The organism is Rodentibacter genomosp. 1 (genome assembly GCF_001999285.1).
GTDB lineage: Bacteria > Pseudomonadota > Gammaproteobacteria > Enterobacterales > Pasteurellaceae > Rodentibacter.
This window is the reverse complement of the sequence record NZ_MLHN01000010.1, coordinates 39,956-63,189: the sequence shown is the minus strand read 5'-3', so window position 1 is coordinate 63,189 and position 23,234 is coordinate 39,956. Positions and strand designations below refer to the sequence as shown.

Sequence of the window (23,234 nt, the reverse complement as noted above, 5' to 3'; positions counted from 1 at the left end):
CACACTATGTGTGTCCGCTTATAGCATATTGAAATAATTTGATTTTATAACGGATACTGGCAATGTGTCCTACTAAATATACAAGTTTCTACGATATCTCCCTAAATTTCTTAATAGGTTCAAACTAAAAGTGCGGTTGATTTCAACCGCACTTTTTTCATCTTAATATAAAACCCTTGCGCGGATTGTACCATCAATTTCACGCAATTTAGTCAATAATGGCGCAGTATCCTCTGTTTCTACATCCACTACCACATAACCAATTTTCGGATCGGTTTGTAAATATTGTGCAGCGATATTGATATTGGCTTCCACAAAAATTTGGTTAATCTTATTCAATACGCCCGGACGATTTTCGTGAATATGCAATAAACGTTTAGTGCCAGCGTGTTCCGGTAAGGAGACTTCCGGAAAATTCACCGAGGATAATGTTGAACCATTATCGGAATATTTCACAAATTTCCCCGCCACTTCAAAACCAATATTTTCCTGTGCCTCTGCCGTTGATCCGCCAATATGCGGCGTTAAAATCACATTATCAAATTCACGTAATGGCGAGACAAATTCTTCATTAATTGACGCTGGCTCAACAGGGAACACATCAATCGCCGCACCATGAATTTTTCCCTCTTTTAACGCTTGAGCAAGGGCATCAATGTCCACTACCGAACCACGTGCCGCATTAATTAAAATAGATCCTTGTTTAAGTTGTGCGATGCGTTCGGCGCTCATTAAATTTTTGGTTGAAGCTAATTCCGGCACATGTAACGAAATGACATCACAAGATCCAAGCAATTCTTCTAAACTACGAACTTGTTTAGCATTACCTAGCGGCAATTTATTTTCAATATCGTAGAAATACACATCCATCCCCAAGGACTCTGCAATAATACTTAATTGAGAACCGATATGGCCATAACCGACAATACCTAATTTTTTACCACGTACTTCATGTGAACCTGTGGCGGATTTATTCCATACCCCACGGTGCACTTCCGCATTAGCTTGTGGCACATTACGCATCAAGAGCAAAATTTCACCCAACACTAATTCTGCGACCGAACGGGTATTTGAAAATGGCGCGTTAAATACCGGAATTCCCCGTGCTTTCGCCGCATTAAGATCAACCTGATTAGTACCAATACAAAAACAACCGACCGCAATCAGTTTTGGTGCGGCATCAATCATTTCTTCGGTTAAATGCGTACGTGAACGCAAACCAATAAAATGCGCATCTTTAATCGCCGCTTTTAACTCATCACCATCAAGGGCTTTTTTGTAATAATCAATATTTGTGTAGCCTGCGGCATGCAGAGTATCCAATGCACTTTGGTGCACGCCTTCCAGCAATACAAATTTGATTTTTGATTTGTCGAGTGACACTTTATTTGTCATGTTTGCCTTCCTTATACTTATTTCTATAAATTATTCAATAATTTTTGCACCTTCAGGCGTACCAACAATCACGATATCCGCACCACGTAACGCAAAAATACCATTTGTTACCACACCTGCAACGTTATTCAGTTCTTTTTCCATTTCTACCGGATTTAGAATAGCAAAATTATGCACATCTAAAATCACATTGCCGTTATCCGTCACCACGCCTTCACGGTATTCCGGCTCACCACCAAGTGCGGCTAATTTTCTGCCCACTTGTGAGCGAGCCATGGGAATGACCTCCACCGGCAATGGGAAAGTAGAACCCAACACATCCACTTGTTTGCTGGCATCCACAATACAAATAAATTTTTTCGCCAACGCCGCTACGATTTTTTCTCTCGTCAAGGCTGCACCGCCACCTTTAATCATCATTTTTTGCGGATTAATTTCATCTGCACCATCCACATAAATATCTAAACCTGACACCTCATTTGCACTGAACACCTCAATACCTTGTTTGCGCAATAGCTCTTCAGAAGCTTTCGAGGCCGCTACCGCACCTTTAATTTTATGTTTCACCACCCCTAAGGCTTCAATAAAACAGTTCACCGTAGAACCGCTGCCCACGCCCACAATGGTATCCGCTTTCACATACTGCAAGGCCGCTTGAGCCGCCAATTTTTTCATTTCTAATTGATCCATTTCTTTTCCTATTTTCAAGAAGTAAACGATTGCGTTACTTTAATACGCACAAATCAAATAAACAAGTGCAAATTTTGATGACTTATCATGAAAAAATAGCATGAATTAATCCCCGGCTAAAAACAAGGTTAACAATTCATTAAGAAATAATTTTCCCTGTTCGGTGATTTGCCATGTGGTTTCGGTTTCCACGATATAATTCTTTTGCAAAGCAATTTCAATCTGACTTCTGACCCCACTTTGTGCCAACCCTGTATAAGCCTCAAATTCCTCTTTCGGTACCGCTTCCAATAAACGAAAACGATTCATAAAAAATTCAAAAGGGCGGTCAATTTCAGGGACGTTTTTTTCTTCATAAAGATAGTCTCCTCTCAAGTAGCCTTTCGGGTGCTTGGTTTTTGAAAAACGCAGAATCTCCCCATCGGGAAAAGTGAGTTTTCCGTGCGCCCCACAGCCAATCGCCAAATAGTCGCCAAAGCGCCAATAATTCAAATTGTGTCGGCATTGAAATCCCGGTTTAGCATAAGCGGAAGTTTCATACTGTTGATAACCTGCCGCAGTAAGAAGTTGATGGCCTTGCTCAAAAATCGCCCACAGATTGTCTTCATCCGGTAATTGTGGCGGGCGGTAAGCAAACATCGTATTGGGTTCAATCGTGAGTTGATACCAAGAAAGATGAGGAGGTGAGAGCTCAATGGCTTGCCGTAAATCATCCAAGGCTTCGGCAAGGGTTTGATTCGGCAAGCCGTGCATTAAATCCAAGTTGAAACTTTTGAGACCGGAAACTTTCGCTAAATTGACCGCACTTTTTGCCTCTGCCCCATTATGGATTCGCCCGAGACGCTGAAGTTTATCATCATTAAAACTTTGAATCCCCATAGAAATACGGGTAACGCCAGCCGCTACATACCCCTTAAACCGCTCGGCTTCTACCGTACCGGGATTGGCTTCCAAGGTAATTTCGATATTGTCTTGAAAAGGAATAGATTTTTTTATTTCACTTAACAAATAAGCAATACTCTCCGCCGAAAACAAACTCGGCGTGCCGCCACCGATAAAAATTGAATGTAGTTTTCGATCTTGAATACTTGCCTGAAAACGCACCAAATCCGCTTTCAAATCTTGTAACAAATGATGAATATAATCTTTTTCGGGAATCTCACCTTTTTGTGCGTGAGAATTAAAATCGCAGTAAGGACATTTTTGCACACACCAAGGAATATGGATATAAAGAGAAAGTGGAGGAAGTTTGAGCATGATAATTAACACATTAGGAAAAACTTTCGCTATTCTACGCGATTAAAGGGGATATAGGAAAAGAGGCGTTGTGCCTAAGTATCAAAATATCCATAAAACAACTAGCACTAGAACAATAAAAATCTCACTAAAATCTCATTTTGTGAATGAGATCACACAAATTTGCAAAATAAATGTCTTTATTTTGTAACACAGGTGTTAGATTAATATTGTATAAAAAGCAACCTGAGGTAATAGCATGAGAATACTTAATTCTGAGCAATTACATTCCCAAATATCTAGCTCTCATCGTCTAATAAATCTGACATCATCTTTACGACACTGTTTAGATACATCAACAGTATTTGGAAATAACTTTGACTTTATTAGTCAAGAGTACTTTTTCAATGAAATTTTAGGTAGATTAATAGAAACTCTGTCAATGGATAGTTCTAGAAGACAAAATGTTATTCTTAAAAACATAAGGATTAAGTATGGCAATTACAATCATAGCAAGGAAGATTATATATATGAAACACTATGTGACAACTACTTTTTTAAAAATACAAAAAAATATATATCAAAAGAAGAAATAAAAAATATTTCTAAAAAAGCTATTAAAGAGCAAGGAGTAATCTATTTAGTAATGCCAATTTTATCTAGAAAACCATTATCTCCGGTAAAAAATAAAGGTAACTGCCCTGATTTAGGTGAAATATATACATTACTAAAGTGCTTTAATCTCGCTAAAATGCTTTCTAAGATATCTGGTGAACAATGTTGTTTTCTTTACTAGCTGATGGGTACAAATATAATAGAGCTTGTAAAACACCAAACTTTATTGTGGAGAGATACCAAAAAACATTAAAGTATTGGATATCATTGCTTAGCTTATCTAATCATGTTTCATTAATTGACTATGAACAATGGCTTAAAGATAACAATAATGAAAAGTGGGTAATAGATAGAGAAAACAAATTCCTAGAAATCTATCATACTCTATCCTATCAATTTGATAAATATTTTAATAGCAATAATATCAATAATTTAAAAAGCTGCTTACTTAATGAGATAGGGTATCAACTAGCATACACATTTTCATCAATACTTACCTCTGTCAATTACAACTCTTTATTTTCGAATAATTATGACTCTATCTACAAAGAAAAATATTTACAAAATTTCTATATTTCTTATCTGTCATCTTTAAACTTAGATCTTAGTGATATTAAGTATAGATACCTATTTTCAAGAAGATTGATAGGATAATACAATTCTAAATCTATAGATATTGTAAAAGCAATGAGAGAGGAAGCCTGGAAAGCAGCGTTTACAAAAAAATAAAGAAGATATCATACCTTCAGATAGCATAAAACTAACAGTTCATAAAAAGTATAATATGGATACCATACCGGCAATTTATCTATTAGGATATAAAGCGCGAAATAAACTATCACAACACACATCTTGTATTATTGAAAATAAGACTTTGGGATTTAATTCGAGATTTTCTATTCTAAAAAATAAAAAAGTTCATTGTGTTTATGTGGCGTCTAAACATTTACCTTGGTTTCAATTTCCTATACAACCTATTTTTTATACAGATTGTGATATAAAGGAATCTATAGATACCATTCTTAGGCATAAATTTTTTGAATAAGACAAGGAGACAAAAATGAAATCCTCTCTTAATCTCTTTTCACTTTTTTTCGGTCAAGCGTTGAGTGGTAGTGTGATTTCTTTACTCACACTCAGCTCCACTATGGTGGGTAACGCTTTGTCACCTCAAGATTTTTTAGTGTCTTTGCCGATTACAATGACTATTTTAGGTTCGGCAATCACCGTCTATTTCGCGTCTTTTTTAATGGCAAAATATGGCAGAAGAACGGCATTTATTGTGAGCGGATTCATCGGTATTGTCGGGGCATTATTGGCGATTTACGCCATTTATAACGCACAATTTTATCTATTTAGCCTTGCCACTTTTATTTTGGGGGGAGCAACGGTGTTCAACCAATATTATCGTTTCGCCGCGGCGGAAGTGTTCAATGATGAAGTGAACAAGAAACGGGCAACTTCGTTGATTATCAGTGCAGGCATTGCCGGTGGAGTATTAGGTCCATTTTTAGCAGCGAAAGGCGCAAATTTATTAGCGGTAAAATATGCGGGGATTTTCTGGTTGTGTTTGGCTGTCTTTTTACTTTTAATTATCAGCCAACTTTTCCTTTCAATCAAAAATACACAAACCGTATACGCTCAAAATCAGCCTGTACCGAAAGATATTTTCTTACAGAAAGAATTTAAAATCGGTACGGCGTGCTGTGCTTTAAGTTTTGCGACGATGGTGCTATTGATGAACGCCACTCCTTTGGCAATGCATCATCAGCATTTTCAGCTTGAACAAATCAGTCCGGTGCTGCAATGGCATTTTGTAGCAATGTATAGTCCGGCGTTGTTGCTACCTTTTGTGCTGAAAAAAGTCGCGAACCAATACATTATTGGTTTAGGTTGCTTGTTGTTTATTGTTGGCGGTTTATGCAGTTTGTTTTCCCAACAACATTGGGCATATTTAGCCTCATTGATGTTCATTGGCGCAGGTTGGGGCTTGATGTTTAGCGGTGGCACGTTTTTGCTTAATCAGCTATCGCCACAATATAAGCATAAATTACAAGGCACAAGTTCTCTTATCACTTATCTTGCCAATCTGACCGCCTCTTTTTCCGTGGGATTATTAATGGCAACTACCTACGGCTGGAAAATAGCGAATTTAAGTGCGGTCATTTTTATGAGTATTTTTAGCTTATGGCTCTTTCATCAATTTAAAAGAGTGAAAACTAAACCCTAACTTGAAGAAAAGTGCAGTCACTTATTTTGAGTTTTAATACATACAAAAAGGGCTTGTTTTCACAAGCCCTAAAAAGTATTCAACTAATTGACCGCTCTTGTTGTTTTCGTCGCAGCTTTACGACGCGGCGCTTTGGGTTTGGCTTCCACTTTAACAAACTCTATGCCTTCCGGTGGATTTTCCAATGCGAAGCCAAGCACCTCATCAATAGTTTCTACCGCATGAATAGCAAGACTTTGTTTCACATTATCCGGAATGTCTTCCAAATCTTTTACATTCTCTTTTGGAATCAATACGGTTTTAATACCGCCACGGTGTGCCGCTAAGAGTTTTTCTTTTAAGCCGCCAATTGGCAATACTTTACCACGTAAACTGATTTCCCCTGTCATCGCCACATCCGCACGCACCGGATTGCCCGTTAAACAAGACACAAGCGCCGTACACATTGCGATACCCGCACTTGGGCCGTCTTTTGGTGTGGCTCCGTCCGGCACGTGAATATGAATATCACGTTTCTCGTGGAACTCAGGATTAATGCCAAGTTTATCGGCACGTGAACGCACCACCGTCATAGCCGCTTGAATAGATTCTTTCATCACATCACCAAGGGAGCCGGTAAAAGTTAATTTACCTTTACCCACCACAGACGCAGTTTCAATGGTGAGCAAATCACCGCCTACTTCCGTCCATGCCAAACCGGTCACTTCACCTATGCGATTTTGCGTATCCGCTTTACCAAACTCAAAACGTTTCACACCAAGATAATCGTGAAGATTCTCACTATTCACCGTGATCGATTTTAGCTTAGGATTCACCAATAAATTTTTCACCACTTTACGGCAGATTTTGGAAATTTCCCGTTCTAAATTGCGCACACCGGCTTCTCGGGTGTAATAGCGGATAATATCCAAAATGGCACTTTCTTCCACCACTAATTCCCCTTTCTTCAAGCCATTACGCTCAATTTGTTTTTGTAACAAATGACGCATCGCGATATTGAGTTTTTCATCTTCCGTATAACCGGAAAGGCGAATCACTTCCATACGATCGAGTAATGGCCCTGGAATATGCATAGAATTTGAGGTTGCCACAAACATCACATCGGAGAGATCATAATCCACTTCTAAATAATGATCGTTAAAGGTGGTGTTTTGTTCCGGATCAAGCACTTCTAATAAGGCAGAAGCCGGATCACCACGCATATCCGATGCCATTTTATCGATTTCATCAAGCAAGAATAACGGGTTTTTTACCCCCACTTTTGCCATTTTTTGAATGAGCTTACCCGGTAATGCACCGATGTAGGTTTTGCGATGACCTCTAATTTCCGCTTCATCACGCACACCACCCAGCGCCATACGCACATATTTACGCCCGGTTGCATTAGCAATGGATTGACCAAGAGAAGTCTTACCCACCCCAGGTGGTCCAACCAAACAAAGGATCGGTCCTTTAATTTTATTGAGGCGTGCCTGCACCGCAAGATATTCTAAAATACGTTCTTTTACACGCTCCAAGCCATAGTGGTCGGCATCTAACACTTGTTGCGCTTTGGCGATATCTTTTTTCACTTTCGTGCGTTTATGCCATGGTACTTGGATCATCCATTCAATATAGCTACGAACTACCGTCGCTTCTGCTGACATTGCCGACATCATTTTGAGCTTTTGCAGTTCACTTTCCACTTTATCACGTACTTCTGCCGGCATACCTGCCGCTTCCACTTTTTGACGAAGTTGCTCCACTTCATCAATGGTATCTTCGTTTTCGCCATCGTCCATTTCTTTGCGAATCGCTTTAATTTGCTCGCTCAAATAATAGTTACGCTGGCTCTTTTCCATTTGTTTTTTCACTCGGCTACGAATGCGTTTTTCCACTTGCAGAATATCCGCTTCCGATTCCATCATACCAAGTAAATATTCTAAACGAGCCTGAATATCGGCAAGTTCCAATACGCTTTGTTTATGGCGAACACTCACCGGTAAATGTGCAGCCATGGTATCCGCAAGGCGATCTGTGTCATCAATACGTTGTAAAGCGCCTAACACATCTGCCGGCACTTTTTTATTTAAGGTCAGGTAATTTTCAAATTCGGACAATACCGCATTTTTGACAATATCTAATTCTTTTTCATCACCACGGACAGTATCAATCGGGGTGACCTCTGCCGAGAAAAATTGTTCCCCTTCTTCGAGATGATTGATTTTTGCACGTTGTTGTCCTTCTACAAGGACTTTCACCGTGCCGTCAGGCAATTTTAGTAGTTGAATAATATTGGCAATGGTGCCCACATCAAACACATCGTCAATAGTCGGTTCTTCTAAGTCCGCTTGTTTTTGTGAAACCAAAAGAAGCTGTTTATTTTCATTCATTGCTTCTTCAAGGGCATTAATGGATTTTGCCCGCCCCACAAAAAGTGGCATCACCATATAAGGGAAAACCACGACATCACGTAGCGGTAGTACGGGCATCGTACGTTGTATTCTTTTGGCGTTCATATCTTCTCTCTAATTCTATTTCGATAATTTGGGGTAATATGGGGGTAGGTTAGATGAATTCAAGGGAATCGGCTTAATTAAGACATTAAAGTGCGGTTGTTTTTCACCGCACTTTTGAGAAAAATTAAAGAATCTTTAATAATTGATCAAAATCATCAAATACCCAGTCCGGATTGGATTCGCTAATTGGAATGTTATAGTTATAACCGTAGGTTAAACCCACCACGGCACAACCGGCGGCATGTGCGGCAAGAATATCATTTTTAGAATCCCCCACAAATAAAACTTGTCGAGGCTCAACCCCAAATTTACCGCATAAATAATAAAGCGGTGCAGGATGAGGTTTGATTGCCGGCAAAGATTGCCCACCTAGCATTTCGCTAAATAAATGATCGATGCCAAATGCCGCTAACACAGGTTGAACATGTTTGGTCGGTTTATTGGTTACAACAGCTAATGTATAACCTTTCTGTTTTAATGCTTCCAAGGTTTCCTTTACATTTGGATATAACCGACTCACATTACAAAGATTTTCGCCATAATAGTGGTTAAAACGCACTTTTACTTTTTCTACATCTGCTTCACTTAACGTTTTGCCGGTTTGATCTTTTACCCAATCTAATGCGCGTGCAATCAATACCGGTGCACCATTACCAATCCAAGTTAAAACAAGTGCCTCCGGGGCTTGTGGCAAATTAAATTCTGCTAAGGCTGAATTTACCGATAAAGCTAAATCCGGCAAGCTATTGACTAACGTGCCATCTAAATCAAAACCAATGAGTTTAAATTGTGTCTTCATTAACGTTCTCGTCTTTATACTACAATAATGAGCAATTTATCCTTGGATACCTGCGAGCTGATGTCTCATTTGATCAATCACTTGTTTATAATCAGGTTGATCAAAAATTGCCGAGCCCGCCACAAATGTATCCGCACCGGCAGCCGCAATGTCTGCAATATTATTCACTTTTACACCGCCATCAACTTCTAAACGAATATCAAAACCACTGTTATCAATGATTTGACGAACTTGCTGCAATTTTTTCAAAGTCGAAGGCAGGAAAGATTGCCCACCAAATCCCGGATTCACCGACATTAACAAAATGATGTCAATTTTATCCAACACATAATCGAGATAGCTCAATGGGGTCGCAGGATTAAACACTAAACCGGATTTACAGCCATGGTCACGAATCAACTGCAAAGTGCGGTCAATATGCTCGGAACTTTCCGGATGGAAAGTAATATAATTCGCACCGGCCTTAGCGAAATCAGGAATAATCCGATCCACCGGTTTCACCATCAAATGCACATCAATCGGTGCGGTAATCCCATAATCACGTAAAGCTTGGCAAACTACCGGACCAAAAGTTAAATTTGGTACATAGTGATTATCCATCACATCAAAATGAATCAGATCCGCACCGGCATTAAGCACAGTTTGAACATCATCACCTAGGCGGGCAAGATCGGCAGAAAGAATAGAAGGGGCAATAAGGTAAGGTTTCATTGTGATCTCCTGAAAGATTATTGTCGCCCTAGTTTACTACGTGAGCGTAAAAATTGCCCTGATTATTTACAAAAAACTTGAGAAAAAATGACCGCACTTAGCACATTTTTTATAAAAAACACGGTGCAATAACCAATGAATATCATGAATAATTTTGTCGATCTAAAATCATCGTAATCACTTTTAGATATTCAATGGCAAGGTCTTGATGCTCTGCACTCGCATTAAATACAAGATCTTGAGAAAGGACACCACAGGGCATCTCTTTTGGAATTTCACCTTGCTCGTAGGCCTCATAATCATCACGCCAATCACCCGCAAAATAATATTGTTCTAATTTTTTAATTTTCGGTAAAAAAGCCTGCCATTTCTCAAGAAAATCACCGATTTCTGCCAGAAAGTCGGTTGATTCATCTAAAAGATTTTCCATTTCTGCTATTTGGGCTAAACGCTCTTTGGGTAACATCATTTCCTCCAAAATTTTGATATATCAAATACACAAGAGAAAGAGAGGGCAAAAACCGATATCGTCCCTCCGTAAAAATCGCTCAAAAATCACACTTATAAGGGAGGTATAACGTGACAAAATCCCCTAAAAAATCAACCGCACTTTTTGATTAAAAGTACGGCTGAACCGGGAAAATTGCTATCAACTATACATCATAGGTGGTGGAGGCCGTGTTACCGCCACGCCCTGTCCAGTTAGTATGGAAAAACTCACCACGTGGTTTATCTGTACGTTCGTAAGTATGTGCCCCAAAGTAATCACGCTGAGCTTGTAATAAATTAGCCGGTAAACGGGCGGAAGTGTAACCATCTAGGAAGGTAATCGCTGACGCCATACACGGCATTGGAATCCCTACCTCAATAGATTTTGCCACCACTTTGCGCCAATCGCCCATTGCATTTTCTAAAATACCTTTGAAATACGCATCAGAGCCTAAGAAAATCAAATCCGGATTGGTTTCATACGCATCACGAATGTTGCCTAAGAAACGGCTGCGGATAATACAGCCTTCACGCCATAACAGTGCGGTATTGCCGTAGTTGATATTCCAATTAAAGTTTTCTGAGGCTTCGCGAATTAACATAAAACCTTGTGCGTAAGAAATAATTTTAGACGCCAATAATGCTTTACGCACCGCTTCAATCCAGACTTTTTTATCGCCTTCTACTTTGCCGATGGTTTTACTGAACAGTTTACTTGCCGCCACACGTTGATCTTTGAAAGAAGAAACGCAACGGGCAAAAACAGATTCGGTAATTAAGGTTAATGGAATACCAAAATCAAGGGCATTAATCCCCGTCCATTTTCCCGTGCCTTTTTGCCCTGCGGTATCCAAAATTTTATCCACTAAACGTGTGCCATCAGTATCTTTATAGCCTAAAATATCCGCTGTAATATCAATTAAGTAACTATCTAATTCAGTCTTACGCCATTCGTTAAAAGTGGCTTCCAATTCATCATCGGATAATCCCACGCCCTCTTTTAAGAATTGGTAGGCTTCACAAATTAATTGCATATCGCCGTATTCAATGCCGTTATGCACCATTTTGACAAAATGGCCTGCACCGTCTTTGCCCACCCAATCACAGCAAGGCTCACCTTGTTCGGTTTTAGCTGCAATGCCTTGTAAAATCGGTTTCACGAATTGCCACGCTTCTTCGTTACCGCCCGGCATAATGGAAGGCCCGTGTCTTGCCCCTTCTTCACCACCGGAAACCCCCGTACCAAGGAAACGAATCCCTTTTTCACGCAATGCTTCTACACGACGATTGGTATCCGGATAGTTGGAGTTACCCCCATCAATAATAATATCGCCTTCTTCTAAGTGCGGTAGTAATGCGTCAATAAATTGATCCACCACCTCACCGGCACGCACCATTAACATCACTTTACGCGGTTTTTCCAATTTAGCGGCTAAATCTTCCAAGGAATACGCCCCAATAATGTTCGTTCCTTTCGCCGCCCCTTGTAAAAACTCATCCACTTTAGAAGTGGTACGGTTATACGCCACCACTTTAAATCCGTGGTCGTTCATATTTAAAATAAGATTTTGACCCATCACGGCGAGTCCAATCACGCCGATATCGCCTTTTTGTGACATTTTTTTCTCCTGTTCGTGGGGTGGGATTTATCCCACCGATGACATAATTAATTTTAATAGTGGGACAAATCCCATCATATTTAAAATAATGTAAACATATAATTTGTATTTTTAATTGGTTGACAAGAAATCTTTGGTGAATAATCTTCCAATTTTTTATCAAATTCTCCCTGGTTTCTTGGCTTTTGATGCACTCCCAGGCACCAAACTACACGATCAGTGGGTAAATCACGCATTCTGATTTTAGAATATTTATCAATATCTCTCATCATATGATTGATACAACGTGGAGCATAGACAGATTGTTTAATTTCAATAGGAATAAAACTATGTGCTCTTTTTTGCCTTATAATGAAATCTATTGAACATTTTATTGCAACTCCCTTCCTACGATCCATCAAACAAGGTTCTTCTCTATATACTTCTGCTATGTCAAGCTTATCTGAAAATTTATGGAAAAATAAAAAAAGTTCAACTTGCAACCAAATCTCCCAACCATATATCTCATGATCATCAATTTCATTCAATCTATTCACAATATGTTTTTGTTTGAAAAATTCAGTAAATATCTCTTTTAAGAACTCATAATCTTTGTTTGTTGTACTCATTATTCTTTTACCTCCCCACTGATCCCCACCATGTAGGTCAAGCATGAACATAGCGTATTTGCGTGCCTAAAACACACACTCCCCCCAAATGGTCAATTCTGTGGAACAACTTGTAAAATCATTGCCAATACCGCCGGCAACCCTTGCTTTACCAAAATACCCTTATTAGCGGTGATTGAGCCAAAAATTGCAGCAATTACCACACAAACTAAAAAGAAATAAATCACTGAAATTTGTTGAATGACATAACCAAAAATAATCCCGGCAGCCAGAAAGCCGTTGTATAAACCTTGATTGGCAAACATCACTTTCACTTTCTGTTGGGCAACAAACTCATCCGTTAAACCAAAAATACGTTTGGCTGTTTTTCCTTCAATGGCAAACATTTCTAAATAAAGAATATAGAAATGTTCGAGTGCCACAAGTGCGGTCAAAATATGGGCTAAAATCTCCACTATAATAACTTCGCCGCTGCTTTATCCAAGTACCACTCCGTTATGCCATTTTGTGCTTTAATTTTCGCTGCCGGATAAGGCAAATTTTCAGCCGATGTGGTTTGGATTTCTTTCAAAATCTCCGCTTTTCCTTCCCCTGTCACAAGATAGGTGATGCGTTTTGCTTGCTTGATCAATTTTGCCGTTTTGGAAATGCGGATTTGCCCACTTTCAGGGTGTTTTGCAATCACCGCAAGATTTTCATCATCAAAATTAGTTTGGTGAGGAAATAACGAAGCGGTATGCCCGTCTGTTCCCATTCCTAAAATAATCCAATCAAAAACACCATCAGAAATGACCGCACTTAGTTCTTCTTGGAAACGTTTTAGTTCAACCTTCGGTTCATTTTCGCCACGAATTCGATGAATATTCTCTGCGGGAATTTGAATATGATCAAATAACAATTTTTGCACTTCGCCATAATTACTTTCCGGATCTTGTGCCGCAACCATTCGCTCATCGCCCCACCAGAAATGGAGGTTTTGCCAGTTAATTGCGGTTTGGTATGGGAGCTGTGATAAGGTTTTAAATAATAATTTTGGTGTAGAGCCACCGGAAAGGGAGATATGCACGGGATGGGCTGATTGGCTATAAATCACAAATTCTTGTGCAATTTTTTCAACCGCTTGCTGTGCCGTAGAGAACGTGATCGTATTCATTTTATTCCTATAAAAGTGCGGTCAGATTTTCCAGTATTTTTTTAGGGAAAAGAAAAACGGATAACCAAACCGATGATAAAATTGCAGGTATTCTATCATAGCAAAGAGGTTAAGTTATCCATTTGAAATAAGAAATTATTAATTAAATTAACGTTATCGCAAAAGTTGTTTTAATTGTGCTGCACTTGGCGAGACAACCGGCAAAAATGCCCCTTCATTCCAACGCCGAACAAAGCTCAATGATGAGTTTTTCAAATAAGCCGCACCGCCACTTGCTTCTAACTCCAACAATAAACTTTTAGCCACGAGATCAACCACCTCTAAACGTAGTGCCAGTAGTTCTTTTGGACGCTCAATAAAATATTGTTCTTCCGTCAATCCATGGTACAAACGCTGTTTGAGAGAAGCAAAATGCTCGCTTATTTGTTGCCAATCTACCACTAATGACTCACGATAAGTTAAACGTTGTTCTACTTCTTGCAATGAACGTTTTGATAATCCTAGTGCCAAGCCAAATTGGTAACCTAAAAAATAAGGGCGAGTTTGAGCTAAAAAATCGGGAGCATTATCAGATAAAACCCATTCCGGCTTTAGTTCCACCTCATTAAACGTTAGACTCGCAGTGTTTGCGCCTTGTAATGCGATAAACTCTAAATCAGCCGAACGAACTAACCCTATAGTATCTGATGGAATCGCAATAACCCAAGGAGCCTGATTTTCTAAACCCGCACAAAATACAGCAAGAAACCGATCTTTTCTCACATTGGTTACCCAAGGTAACTTGCCATTTAAATAATATTTACCGTCTTTTTGTATAATTTTTACGTTTAATTCCTCCAAGTTCGCCAAATATTTCACCGTGTTGGAAAGCCCTGTCGCCCCAGCAATATTGGCATTAATGAGGTCATTTAAATAATGTTCTCTAAAATAGGGATTTGAGCTAATTAAAATTTGTTTAATAAAGGTATAATGTCCCCATGCAATAAAACTGGCCGTCAGTGAATGCGATGCCAACTCTTGCAATATTTCAACAACATCCTTAGCTTCACCATCTAGGCCACCGAATGCTTGTGGGATACCGATTTTGAATGCACCATCATCCGCAATGCGTTTTAGTAAACCTTCCGATAATGCTGACGATTTTTGATCTAATTCATTTGCGTTATTTTCTAACCAATGAAGAAAAGTGTCTGAAAAAAATGCCATTTTTATTCTCCTTATGTAATTTAACTAATATTCAAATTACTATAGAGAAATAGGACTGTATAAGATCAATTATTTATATGATATATATTTTAAATATAGGATGGAGGGTAAAGGTTATTCATCTAAAGAAAAGCAGGATTTTTATTATAAATAAGTATAAGTTATCTTAAATTAATATAAGATTAAAACAGCAAAGGACGTGAAACTTGGATTTCACGTCCCCCAATATCATTTAAATTTTCTTCTTCATTAATCCGCTCGGTTTACGCCATACTTTGCCTTGTCTCGCAATGAGTTTATCCGCCGCCACCGGACCCCAAGTACCGGCTTCGTATTCATGAATCCGTCCACCGTTGGCTTTGTAATCCAAAATTGGTTGAACGAATTTCCATGCGGCATGAACGGCATCCGTACGGGCGAATAGGGTTGCATCACCTTTCATCGCATCTAGCAATAAACGCTCATAGGCAGTCAAGACTTGTGCGCCGGCAAGATCCGCATAGCGGAAATCCATTGACACTTCTTTGGCTTCAAAGCCTGCACCCGGTTTTTTCAAACCAAAACGCATTGAAATGCCTTCATCCGGTTGAATACGGATAATGAGTTTATTTTCCGGTGCATTTTGACTGAATACCGGATGTGGTGTCGTTTTAAAATGAATCACAATTTCAGTCACACGAGCAGGTAAACGTTTACCCGTACGCACATAGAAAGGCACACCGGCCCAACGCCAGTTTTCGATTTCACAACGCAGTGCCATATAAGTTTCCGTGTGTGAATCTGCCGGTACACCTTTTTCTTCTAAATACCCTTTCACTATGTTGCCATTCACTTCACCGGCAGAATATTGCCCAAGCACTAAATTATGCTCCACATCTTCTTGTGTGAGTGGGCGTAAACAGTGCATTACCTTTGCCACTTCATCACGCATTGAGTCCGCATTAATGATTGCCGGCGGTTCCATTGCCACCATCGCAAGCACTTGCAATAAGTGATTTTGGAACATATCCCGCATTGCACCGGAACCATCATAATAGCCACCACGCTCTTCAACACCAATGGATTCGGCACCCGTGATTTCCACGTAATCAATAAAATTACGATTCCAAAGGGGTTCAAACCAACCGTTAGAAAAACGCAACACGAGCAAGTTTTGCACGGTTTCTTTACCAAGATAGTGATCAATACGATAGATTTGATGTTCTTCAAAGAAACGGTGAATTTGCACATCTAACACTTGTGCGGTTTTTTCATCGTAACCAAAAGGCTTTTCTACGATAATACGTTTCCAGCCATATTCTTCTGTATTTAAGCCATGTGCCGCCAAACATTCGGGAATCACACCATAAAGACTTGGCGGCGTGGACATATAATAGAGAGTGTTGCCACAGGTTTGATATTTATCGTGTAATTCGTCCAAACGAGGGACTAATTTGCCATAATCATCGGCATCTGCCGTATTGACGGCTTGGTAATAAAGATGATGGCAAAATTCATCAAGGGTTTCAGGTGTGGTATCTTCATTCTTGATTAAAGCTTCACGCATTTTTGTACGGAAAGTTTCATCATTAAGTTCCGAACGCGCCACCCCAAGCACAGAAAAGTTCTCACCCAATCTTCCGATTTTGAAAAGATTATAAAGAGCCGGAATGAGTTTTCGGTGGGTTAAATCACCGGATGCGCCAAAAATGACGATACAGCTGTTCTCAGTTTGCATAATTATCCTTATAAAAATACCGAGTGAAATGACGGGCTATTCTAACGAAAATTCCTCCTCTAACCAATCAATTAAATCGAAAGATAGATGTCCAATCTATAGATTTATCCGCCACCATCACAAAAGCGGGATTAATTAAGGTTTCACGTTGGTTGTATGTCAACGGTGCAAATTGCGGATCAAAAATTTGCCCGTTCGTTTCCCCCAATAACACTTCCGCCCCTGCCGTATCCCATTCGCCGGTTTGCCCCAAACGGATATAGCAATCTACAATGCCCTCTGCCACTAAACCACTTTTTAAACTGCTCGACCCCATCACAACAAATTCACAAGGCAAATCTTTCGGTAAAATTGACCGCACTTTTTCCTGCGAGGTCGTTGCTCCCACTGCAATGCGTAATATTGGGGAACAAGAAGTGCGGTTAAAATCTGTGGTGTTTTTAGCCAATTTTTTGACTTGTTCACCCTGTTTTTTAAACGCACCAAAATCCTCCATCGCATAATAAGTGAGAGATAAAATCGGTGCATGGATAACGCTTAACACCGGTTTATTTTTACGTACGAGGGTGATTAGAACGGAAAATTGATCAGTGTGATTAATAAATTGTTGCGTACCATCAAGGGGATCGATGAGCCAATATTCTTTCCATGCTTGTCGTTCTTCAAGAGGAACATGGCAATTTTCTTCAGAAAGTACCGGCGTTTGAGGAAAAAGTGCGGTCAATTTTTCAGTTAAAAATTGACTGACGAAAAGATCCGCTTCGGTGACCGGCGTATTATCTTCCTTAATTTTTACATCAATATGCTGTTGATAAAAACCTTGCAGATGATTCCCTGCTTGATAAGCAATCAGTAGAACTTGATTCAGTAAATGTTCGTTGAGTGGCAACATAAAATCCCCCTACAAAGTTTTTGGTTATCATCATGATGATTTTGTTTTAGGCAATAGCCATGGCAATACAAATAAGGCATAAAATACCATACCGCAAGCACTTAATATCCCTAATGTTAAACCACCGTCAGTAATCCATTGCCAAAATGAAACGACCTGCTCGCTCATAAACAATGAATAGAAATAGGAGGCGATATTACAATAAAAAAAGCTAATCAATGATGAACATAACACGATAGCTGCAATATTATGACGAATATAGCGAAACCTTGCGGCAACTAGGGCAATCAGAAAAGCTGGAATAGTCGCAAGGAAAAACGCAACCGTAAAATATCGACTAAATGGTGTCGGCTCTAAATCCGTACCTAACAACCAAAACAGCGCAGTCACCAATCCTTGTGAAATGAGAGGAAACAAAATTAATGCTTTGCGATAAGGTTTCATAAAATCTCCAACATTTTGAATAAATCCCGTTACAACGATTTTGTTTTTGGCAAAAGCCAAGGCAGTATAAATAAAGTGCAAAATGTCATAAAGCACATACCCAATAAAGCTCCCCAGAATGAAATAGTAAACTCAATAAGAGAGATGATGGTGAGATAATAAAAAAAACTCACTAATGCTGAGCATAGTACAATAGCGGCAATGTTATAGCGCATATAACGGAATTTAGTGGTGATCAGGCTAATCAAAAAAGCGGGAATCGCCACGAGAATAAAAACGACAAGAAAATTTTGGATAAAAGGCGTTTGGTAATATGGATCCGCATTCGCATTCAAAAACTCTACAAGAGCGGTCGCTAACCCTTGCAAGATAAGAGGAAATAAAATTAATGCTTTAAGATAAGGTTTCATAAAAAAATAGGCTATCGGAAGAGATAGCCTATTTTAAAGGAATTTTAGGGATTAATCAGATTTTTTCGCACGTAATACACGAGAAGCAAAAATGATGATTCCGGCAATAAATACGGTTAAGCCTAACAATTCACCGATACTTCCCCAATTTTCAAGGTTCAGTGCCAGTGGAGCTTCAGAACCGCCGGATGTAACGGAAGCCGCAATAATAAAGGCAAGAATCACCCCCATTAAACTTTCCCCCACAATTAATCCTGCAGAGAAAAGCGTACCAAAACGTTCCGCTTTAGCTGAGATTTGTTTATTGCCGGTACGTGCCGCATAATTTGTAATATGGCGGTTAATCAACCAAGCTAAGAAAGCGCCCACCACAACCGGTGTATTAATAGACGGCGGTAAATAAATACCAATCCCCACCGCTAATACCGGTAATGCAAAGGTTTTATTACTCACCTTTTTCAAGAAGGCATCAATAATAATTAATACCGCACCTAAACCTACGCCGGTTAAAATGTATGTCCATTCTAATTGGTTAGTAAAGATACCTTGCGAGATGGTCGTCATAATCGTGGCTTGCGGTGCGGAAAGTGCTTGAGTTGGATCCATATCCGGACGTGGCAACGCACCGCTGAAACCATAAGCGTGATATAAAATTTCCAATACCGGTGCAATCACCAGTGCGCCGACAAAACAACCGATAATCAAAGCCACTTGCTGACGCCACGGTGTGGCTTCAACCAATAGACCTGTTTTTAAATCTTGTAAGTTATCGTTAGAAATCGTTGCGGTGGTTAATACAATGGACGCAGTAAACAACGTAAGTGCGGTTAAAAATTTCTGACCATCTGTCGTTTCAAATAGCCCCGTAGCATTACCGATAGAAACCAATACGAGAGAAATCACAATCACCGAAATAATCCCGATGCCGGAAATCGGACTAGATGATGAACCCACTAATCCCGCCATATAACCGGAAGCCGCTGCCACAAAAAAGCCGATAAATACCGCTAAGAAGGTACAAACTACCACTAATAAAATAGAAAGTTCCGGTGAAATAGGCGCAGCTGCAATAAAGTGATGGAGTGAAATCACGATCAACGCAACGGTTGCAATAAGGATATAAATCATGGTTCTTGGTGAGAGATCAATATCAATGCGATGAGCCGATTCCGATTGACCATTTTTCAGCATACGGAATGAATGCGCCATGCCTTCTACCATAGGTTTCATTAAAACTAATAATGTCCAGATTGCGGCAATCCCGATCGTGCCCACACCAATAAAGCGAACTTTGGTTTTCCATGTACTCATGGCAAAATCGATTAAGCTCATATCTGTCGGCATATCACCGGACATGGTAAAGAATGGAACAGCAACGCCCCAAGTCAGCACCAACCCGACTAACATGGCAATCCCGCCGACGATACCAATTAAATAACCGGCACCTAACAACGCAAGAGAGAAGCCCATTGGTAATTGGAAAGCGGCTTTACCGGTTTGAATCCATGCACTCGCACCATCCGCCATCACACGTAAGCCATTTGTTAAAAATGCCACTACACCGGCTAATACACCGCCATACGCAATGTCTTTTACCCCTGTATCACCTTTATCATGATTTCCCGCCTTTAAAATCTCAGCGGCGGCAACCCCTTCCGGATAAGGTAAATCACTATTCACCACCATCGCACGGCGTAATGGAATAGTAAACAATACTCCTAATGTTCCGCCGGAAGCACAAATCAACATGGTTTGCCAAAATGGAAAATCGTTCCAGTATCCCATCATTAATAAACCCGGCAAAACGAAAATAACGGAAGATAAAGTACCGGCTGCGGAAGCCTGAGTTTGAACCATGTTATTTTCTAAAATACTGGAATCTTTAAAGAATTTTAACACCGCCATAGAAATAACTGCGGCAGGAATGGAAGAAGCAAAAGTCATCCCGACTTTTAATCCTAAATAGACGTTAGATGCAGTGAAAATCACCGTAATTAACGCCCCGAGAATCATCCCACGAAACGTGAGTTCTTTTAAATTTGAATGAGGCATAATGTTTCCTTGGGTTAAATAACAAGGCGTTCACTTTCCCAAGAAATGCTAAAAAACTCAAGAATTATTTTAATATTTCCTCAATTAAAGTAGAAAATATTTAATAAATTATATCTTTATCAGAAAAATTATTAATATTTATTCTCCTCGGCAGTTCAAATAATCTCTTAAAGTATAAAGTGCGGTCAAATTTCGGGCTTCATTAAAATTAGGATCGCGAATCAATTCATCTAAGTTAGAGAGCGGAAAACGAACCAATTCCAACGGTTCGGGCTCATCCCCTTCAAGTTTACAGGGGTAAAAATCCTGCGCGACAAAAATATGCATTGGATTACGCATATAACTCGGACTGGTTATGACTGTACGCAAAAAATGAAATTGTTTTGCACCCAAGCCAATTTCTTCTTTTAGCTCACGATTTGCCGCCTCTTGCGGGATTTCCCCCATATCTACGCCACCTTTGGGAAAACCAAGCTCGTAACGTTCCGTCCCTACGGCGTATTCTCTAATCAGTAAAAGATCATTTCCATCAATCGGCACAATCATCACAGCCTGATGTGACCCGGGTTTAAAACGTTCGTAGGTTCGCTTTTCACCGTTACTAAATTCTAAATCAACCGCCTGAATTTCAAATAAACGGGATTTCGCCACTGTATGCGCAGATAAAATTTTCGGCAACGATGTTTGATCATCCGACATCATAGGTTTTCCTTTATTTTGTGATACCATGGGCGCAAACTGTATCACAAATTAAGCAAAGAGAGATCGTAAATGGAAGAAAAAGACGTTCGCCTCGATAAATGGTTATGGGCAGCCCGTTTCTATAAAACCCGCAGTATTGCCAAAGCAATGATTGAGGGAGGCAAGGTACATTACAACGGACAACGCGCAAAAGTGAGCAAAATTGTGGAAATCGGGGCAATCTTAAAATTACGCCAAGGCAATGAAGAGAAAGAAGTAGAGATACTGGCATTAAGCGACCAACGCCGTGGCGCGCCCGAAGCACAGCGGCTTTATCGTGAAACGGATCAAAGTTTGAAAAAACGGGAAGAAATGACATGGGCAAGAAAAAATAACGCCCTTTCAATGCCCCACCCCGACCGCCGCCCGAATAAAAAAGAGCGTCGGGATTTGTTGAAGTTTAAGCATCAGGTATAAAAAAGTGCGGTTGAAAATCTAGTTATTTTTCAACCGTACTTTCTTTTTTAAGAGAATATTAAATGATGGATTCCAACGCCCAAAGTTCTTGCAAACTTTCACGGCGGCGGATTAAATGCGCTTTGTCTCCATCCACTAACACTTCGGCTGTACGTGGACGGGAATTGTAGTTGGAGGACATACTCGCCCCATAAGCGCCAGCAGAACATAGTGCGATATAATCCCCCTCGGCAATGGCAAGTTCACGCTGTTTGCCTAAAAAATCCGAGGTTTCGCACACCGGCCCGACCACATCGTAAACTGCTTTTTCACGTACTAAAGTGCGGTCAATTTCCACAATATCCATATAAGCCTCATACAATGCAGGGCGAATCATATCGTTCATACCGGTATCTGTGATGGCAAAATTTCGGCTTTCGTTACTTTTCAAATATTGGACTTTTGCCACCAAAATGCCTGCATTGGCGGTGATTGCCCGTCCCGGTTCAAGAATAATTTCAAGATCCGGATAATCTTTTAATTTTTCCAACAAGGCTTTGGCATACTCGCTGGGATGAGGTGGGGTTTCATTGGTATAAGTCACCCCTAAACCGCCGCCTAAGTCTAAATGTTTCAAGGCAATGCCATCTTGTTTGAGTTGTTCCATTAACACAATTAGACGATCTGTCGCATCTAAAAAGGGTTGTAATTCTGTGAGTTGCGATCCGATATGACAATCCATCCCCGTGATCTTCACATTCGGTAGGCTTGCTGCCAGCTTATAGACTTCACGGGCTTCGTCCACGCTGACACCAAATTTATTTTCTTTTAAACCTGTGGAAATATAGGGGTGCGTGTGCGCATCTACATCAGGGTTTACACGCAAAGAAATCGGTGCAATTTTTCCCATTTCGCCGGCAATGAGGTTGATGTGGTGAAGTTCAGACACTGATTCCACATTGAAACAACGAATCCCCACTTCTAAAGCACGCATAATCTCTTCTCGGGATTTTGCGACACCGGAAAAAACGACCTTCGAAGCATCCCCCCCAGCCACCAATACGCGTTCCAATTCACCTTGCGAAACAATATCAAAACCTGAACCTAATTTTGCCATAACACTTAATACCCCAATGTTAGAGCAAGATTTCACGGCAAAACAAATTAAATGGGGATGTGAGCCTAACGCCTCATTAAACGCATGCCAATGACGTTCCAGGGTCGCACGGGAATAGATATAAAGGGGCGTACCGAACTGTTCGGCAAGTTGTTGTACCGGCAGTTGCTCGGCATAGAGTTGATTATTTTGATATTGAAAAAAATTCATATTATG

22 protein-coding genes are annotated in these 23,234 nt (G+C 40.0%); 3 read left to right on the top strand and 19 right to left on the bottom strand.

The window, feature by feature from the left end; genetic code table 11:
- Positions 1 to 162: 162 nt before the first annotated feature.
- The 3 genes from serA to hemW all read right to left on the bottom strand — a co-directional run bounded on the left by serA (position 163) and on the right by hemW (position 3,342).
- On the bottom strand, positions 163 to 1,395 hold the full coding sequence (gene serA / locus BKK54_RS06770) for a phosphoglycerate dehydrogenase (protein ID WP_077542364.1): 1,233 nt from the start codon (positions 1,393 to 1,395) through the stop codon (positions 163 to 165).
- Positions 1,396 to 1,425: 30 nt separating this feature from the next.
- On the bottom strand, positions 1,426 to 2,085 hold the full coding sequence (gene rpiA / locus BKK54_RS06765; protein ID WP_077542363.1) for a ribose-5-phosphate isomerase RpiA: 660 nt from the start codon (positions 2,083 to 2,085) through the stop codon (positions 1,426 to 1,428).
- Positions 2,086 to 2,190: 105 nt separating this feature from the next.
- Positions 2,191 to 3,342, bottom strand: coding sequence for a radical SAM family heme chaperone HemW (gene hemW, locus BKK54_RS06760; RefSeq protein WP_077542362.1), 1,152 nt, complete (start codon positions 3,340 to 3,342; stop codon positions 2,191 to 2,193).
- A gap of 238 nt (positions 3,343 to 3,580) precedes the next feature.
- Here hemW and BKK54_RS06755 point away from each other — a divergent pair, with 238 nt between their 5' ends.
- Together BKK54_RS06755 and BKK54_RS06745 are read left to right on the top strand one after the other, a co-directional pair.
- Entirely contained in the window at positions 3,581 to 4,117 is a 537-nt protein-coding gene (locus BKK54_RS06755) for a hypothetical protein (protein ID WP_077542361.1), read from the top strand.
- An 879-nt stretch (positions 4,118 to 4,996) separates the two neighbouring features.
- The gene (locus BKK54_RS06745) at positions 4,997 to 6,166 is read left to right on the top strand and encodes an MFS transporter (RefSeq protein ID WP_077542359.1); all 1,170 of its coding nucleotides are present in this window, start codon (positions 4,997 to 4,999) and stop codon (positions 6,164 to 6,166) included.
- Positions 6,167 to 6,249: 83 nt separating this feature from the next.
- Here BKK54_RS06745 and lon read toward each other — a convergent pair whose 3' ends face one another.
- The 15 genes from lon to nudE all read right to left on the bottom strand — a co-directional run bounded on the left by lon (position 6,250) and on the right by nudE (position 21,463).
- The gene (gene lon, locus BKK54_RS06740) at positions 6,250 to 8,664 is read right to left on the bottom strand and encodes an endopeptidase La (protein ID WP_077542358.1); all 2,415 of its coding nucleotides are present in this window, start codon (positions 8,662 to 8,664) and stop codon (positions 6,250 to 6,252) included.
- A gap of 124 nt (positions 8,665 to 8,788) precedes the next feature.
- Entirely contained in the window at positions 8,789 to 9,463 is a 675-nt protein-coding gene (locus BKK54_RS06735) for a phosphoglycolate phosphatase (RefSeq protein ID WP_077542357.1), read from the bottom strand.
- 36 nt (positions 9,464 to 9,499) lie between these two features.
- Positions 9,500 to 10,174, bottom strand: coding sequence for a ribulose-phosphate 3-epimerase (gene rpe, locus BKK54_RS06730; protein ID WP_077542356.1), 675 nt, complete (start codon positions 10,172 to 10,174; stop codon positions 9,500 to 9,502).
- 142 nt (positions 10,175 to 10,316) lie between these two features.
- Complete coding sequence (locus BKK54_RS06725) at positions 10,317 to 10,640, bottom strand: DUF4298 domain-containing protein (protein WP_077542355.1); 324 nt, start codon at positions 10,638 to 10,640, stop codon at positions 10,317 to 10,319.
- Between the two features lie 187 nt (positions 10,641 to 10,827).
- Complete coding sequence (gene gnd / locus BKK54_RS06720; protein ID WP_077542354.1) at positions 10,828 to 12,282, bottom strand: decarboxylating NADP(+)-dependent phosphogluconate dehydrogenase; 1,455 nt, start codon at positions 12,280 to 12,282, stop codon at positions 10,828 to 10,830.
- Between the two features lie 80 nt (positions 12,283 to 12,362).
- Positions 12,363 to 12,890: a hypothetical protein gene (locus tag BKK54_RS06715; RefSeq protein WP_143541438.1), complete on the bottom strand. Its 528-nt coding sequence runs from the start codon at positions 12,888 to 12,890 to the stop codon at positions 12,363 to 12,365.
- 92 nt (positions 12,891 to 12,982) lie between these two features.
- Positions 12,983 to 13,345, bottom strand: coding sequence for a DUF1304 domain-containing protein (locus BKK54_RS06710; protein WP_077542352.1), 363 nt, complete (start codon positions 13,343 to 13,345; stop codon positions 12,983 to 12,985).
- The gene (gene pgl / locus BKK54_RS06705) at positions 13,345 to 14,043 is read right to left on the bottom strand and encodes a 6-phosphogluconolactonase (RefSeq protein ID WP_077542351.1); all 699 of its coding nucleotides are present in this window, start codon (positions 14,041 to 14,043) and stop codon (positions 13,345 to 13,347) included. Before pgl ends, BKK54_RS06710 begins: the two co-directional genes overlap by 1 nt.
- A gap of 153 nt (positions 14,044 to 14,196) precedes the next feature.
- Positions 14,197 to 15,249 (bottom strand): acyl-CoA dehydrogenase family protein, encoded by a 1,053-nt coding sequence (locus tag BKK54_RS06700; protein ID WP_077542350.1) that lies wholly within the window; start codon positions 15,247 to 15,249, stop codon positions 14,197 to 14,199.
- Positions 15,250 to 15,481: 232 nt separating this feature from the next.
- The gene (gene zwf / locus BKK54_RS06695; RefSeq protein WP_077542349.1) at positions 15,482 to 16,966 is read right to left on the bottom strand and encodes a glucose-6-phosphate dehydrogenase; all 1,485 of its coding nucleotides are present in this window, start codon (positions 16,964 to 16,966) and stop codon (positions 15,482 to 15,484) included.
- Between the two features lie 67 nt (positions 16,967 to 17,033).
- On the bottom strand, positions 17,034 to 17,858 hold the full coding sequence (cysQ, locus tag BKK54_RS06690; RefSeq protein WP_077542348.1) for a 3'(2'),5'-bisphosphate nucleotidase CysQ: 825 nt from the start codon (positions 17,856 to 17,858) through the stop codon (positions 17,034 to 17,036).
- 30 nt (positions 17,859 to 17,888) lie between these two features.
- Positions 17,889 to 18,302, bottom strand: coding sequence for a hypothetical protein (locus tag BKK54_RS06685; RefSeq protein ID WP_077542347.1), 414 nt, complete (start codon positions 18,300 to 18,302; stop codon positions 17,889 to 17,891).
- Between the two features lie 29 nt (positions 18,303 to 18,331).
- Positions 18,332 to 18,712, bottom strand: coding sequence for a hypothetical protein (locus BKK54_RS06680; RefSeq protein ID WP_077497476.1), 381 nt, complete (start codon positions 18,710 to 18,712; stop codon positions 18,332 to 18,334).
- 51 nt (positions 18,713 to 18,763) lie between these two features.
- Complete coding sequence (locus BKK54_RS06675; protein ID WP_077542346.1) at positions 18,764 to 20,764, bottom strand: OPT family oligopeptide transporter; 2,001 nt, start codon at positions 20,762 to 20,764, stop codon at positions 18,764 to 18,766.
- Between the two features lie 138 nt (positions 20,765 to 20,902).
- A complete protein-coding gene (nudE, locus tag BKK54_RS06670) occupies positions 20,903 to 21,463 on the bottom strand; it encodes an ADP compounds hydrolase NudE (RefSeq protein ID WP_432213697.1) in 561 nt (186 codons plus the stop codon).
- Between the two features lie 72 nt (positions 21,464 to 21,535).
- Here nudE and hslR point away from each other — a divergent pair, with 72 nt between their 5' ends.
- Positions 21,536 to 21,922: a ribosome-associated heat shock protein Hsp15 gene (gene hslR / locus BKK54_RS06665; protein WP_077542344.1), complete on the top strand. Its 387-nt coding sequence runs from the start codon at positions 21,536 to 21,538 to the stop codon at positions 21,920 to 21,922.
- A 58-nt stretch (positions 21,923 to 21,980) separates the two neighbouring features.
- On the opposite strand, the gene lysA is transcribed toward hslR, so the two are convergent.
- Positions 21,981 to 23,228: a diaminopimelate decarboxylase gene (gene lysA, locus BKK54_RS06660; RefSeq protein ID WP_077542343.1), complete on the bottom strand. Its 1,248-nt coding sequence runs from the start codon at positions 23,226 to 23,228 to the stop codon at positions 21,981 to 21,983.
- Between the last annotated feature and the right edge of the window lie 6 nt (positions 23,229 to 23,234).

Excerpts from the sequence above, each read along its gene's own strand:
- BKK54_RS06755 (WP_077542361.1), top strand. The coding sequence starts at position 3,581 with ATGAGAATACTTAATTCTGAGCAATTACATTCCCAAATATCTAGCTCT.
- hemW (WP_077542362.1), bottom strand. The coding sequence starts at position 3,342 with ATGCTCAAACTTCCTCCACTTTCTCTTTATATCCATATTCCTTGGTGT.
- BKK54_RS06715 (WP_143541438.1), bottom strand. The coding sequence starts at position 12,890 with ATGAGTACAACAAACAAAGATTATGAGTTCTTAAAAGAGATATTTACT.
- BKK54_RS06680 (WP_077497476.1), bottom strand. The coding sequence starts at position 18,712 with ATGAAACCTTATCTTAAAGCATTAATTTTATTTCCTCTTATCTTGCAA.
- BKK54_RS06735 (WP_077542357.1), bottom strand. The coding sequence starts at position 9,463 with ATGAAGACACAATTTAAACTCATTGGTTTTGATTTAGATGGCACGTTA.
- BKK54_RS06725 (WP_077542355.1), bottom strand. The coding sequence starts at position 10,640 with ATGTTACCCAAAGAGCGTTTAGCCCAAATAGCAGAAATGGAAAATCTT.
- lysA (WP_077542343.1), bottom strand. The coding sequence starts at position 23,228 with ATGAATTTTTTTCAATATCAAAATAATCAACTCTATGCCGAGCAACTG.
- serA (WP_077542364.1), bottom strand. The coding sequence starts at position 1,395 with ATGACAAATAAAGTGTCACTCGACAAATCAAAAATCAAATTTGTATTG.
- rpe (WP_077542356.1), bottom strand. The coding sequence starts at position 10,174 with ATGAAACCTTACCTTATTGCCCCTTCTATTCTTTCTGCCGATCTTGCC.
- BKK54_RS06685 (WP_077542347.1), bottom strand. The coding sequence starts at position 18,302 with ATGAAACCTTATCGCAAAGCATTAATTTTGTTTCCTCTCATTTCACAA.
- cysQ (WP_077542348.1), bottom strand. The coding sequence starts at position 17,858 with ATGTTGCCACTCAACGAACATTTACTGAATCAAGTTCTACTGATTGCT.
- BKK54_RS06700 (WP_077542350.1), bottom strand. The coding sequence starts at position 15,249 with ATGGCATTTTTTTCAGACACTTTTCTTCATTGGTTAGAAAATAACGCA.
- BKK54_RS06745 (WP_077542359.1), top strand. The coding sequence starts at position 4,997 with ATGAAATCCTCTCTTAATCTCTTTTCACTTTTTTTCGGTCAAGCGTTG.
- nudE (WP_432213697.1), bottom strand. The coding sequence starts at position 21,463 with ATGTCGGATGATCAAACATCGTTGCCGAAAATTTTATCTGCGCATACA.
- rpiA (WP_077542363.1), bottom strand. The coding sequence starts at position 2,085 with ATGGATCAATTAGAAATGAAAAAATTGGCGGCTCAAGCGGCCTTGCAG.
- pgl (WP_077542351.1), bottom strand. The coding sequence starts at position 14,043 with ATGAATACGATCACGTTCTCTACGGCACAGCAAGCGGTTGAAAAAATT.
- hslR (WP_077542344.1), top strand. The coding sequence starts at position 21,536 with ATGGAAGAAAAAGACGTTCGCCTCGATAAATGGTTATGGGCAGCCCGT.
- lon (WP_077542358.1), bottom strand. The coding sequence starts at position 8,664 with ATGAACGCCAAAAGAATACAACGTACGATGCCCGTACTACCGCTACGT.
- gnd (WP_077542354.1), bottom strand. The coding sequence starts at position 12,282 with ATGTCACAAAAAGGCGATATCGGCGTGATTGGACTCGCCGTGATGGGT.
- BKK54_RS06675 (WP_077542346.1), bottom strand. The coding sequence starts at position 20,764 with ATGCCTCATTCAAATTTAAAAGAACTCACGTTTCGTGGGATGATTCTC.
- zwf (WP_077542349.1), bottom strand. The coding sequence starts at position 16,966 with ATGCAAACTGAGAACAGCTGTATCGTCATTTTTGGCGCATCCGGTGAT.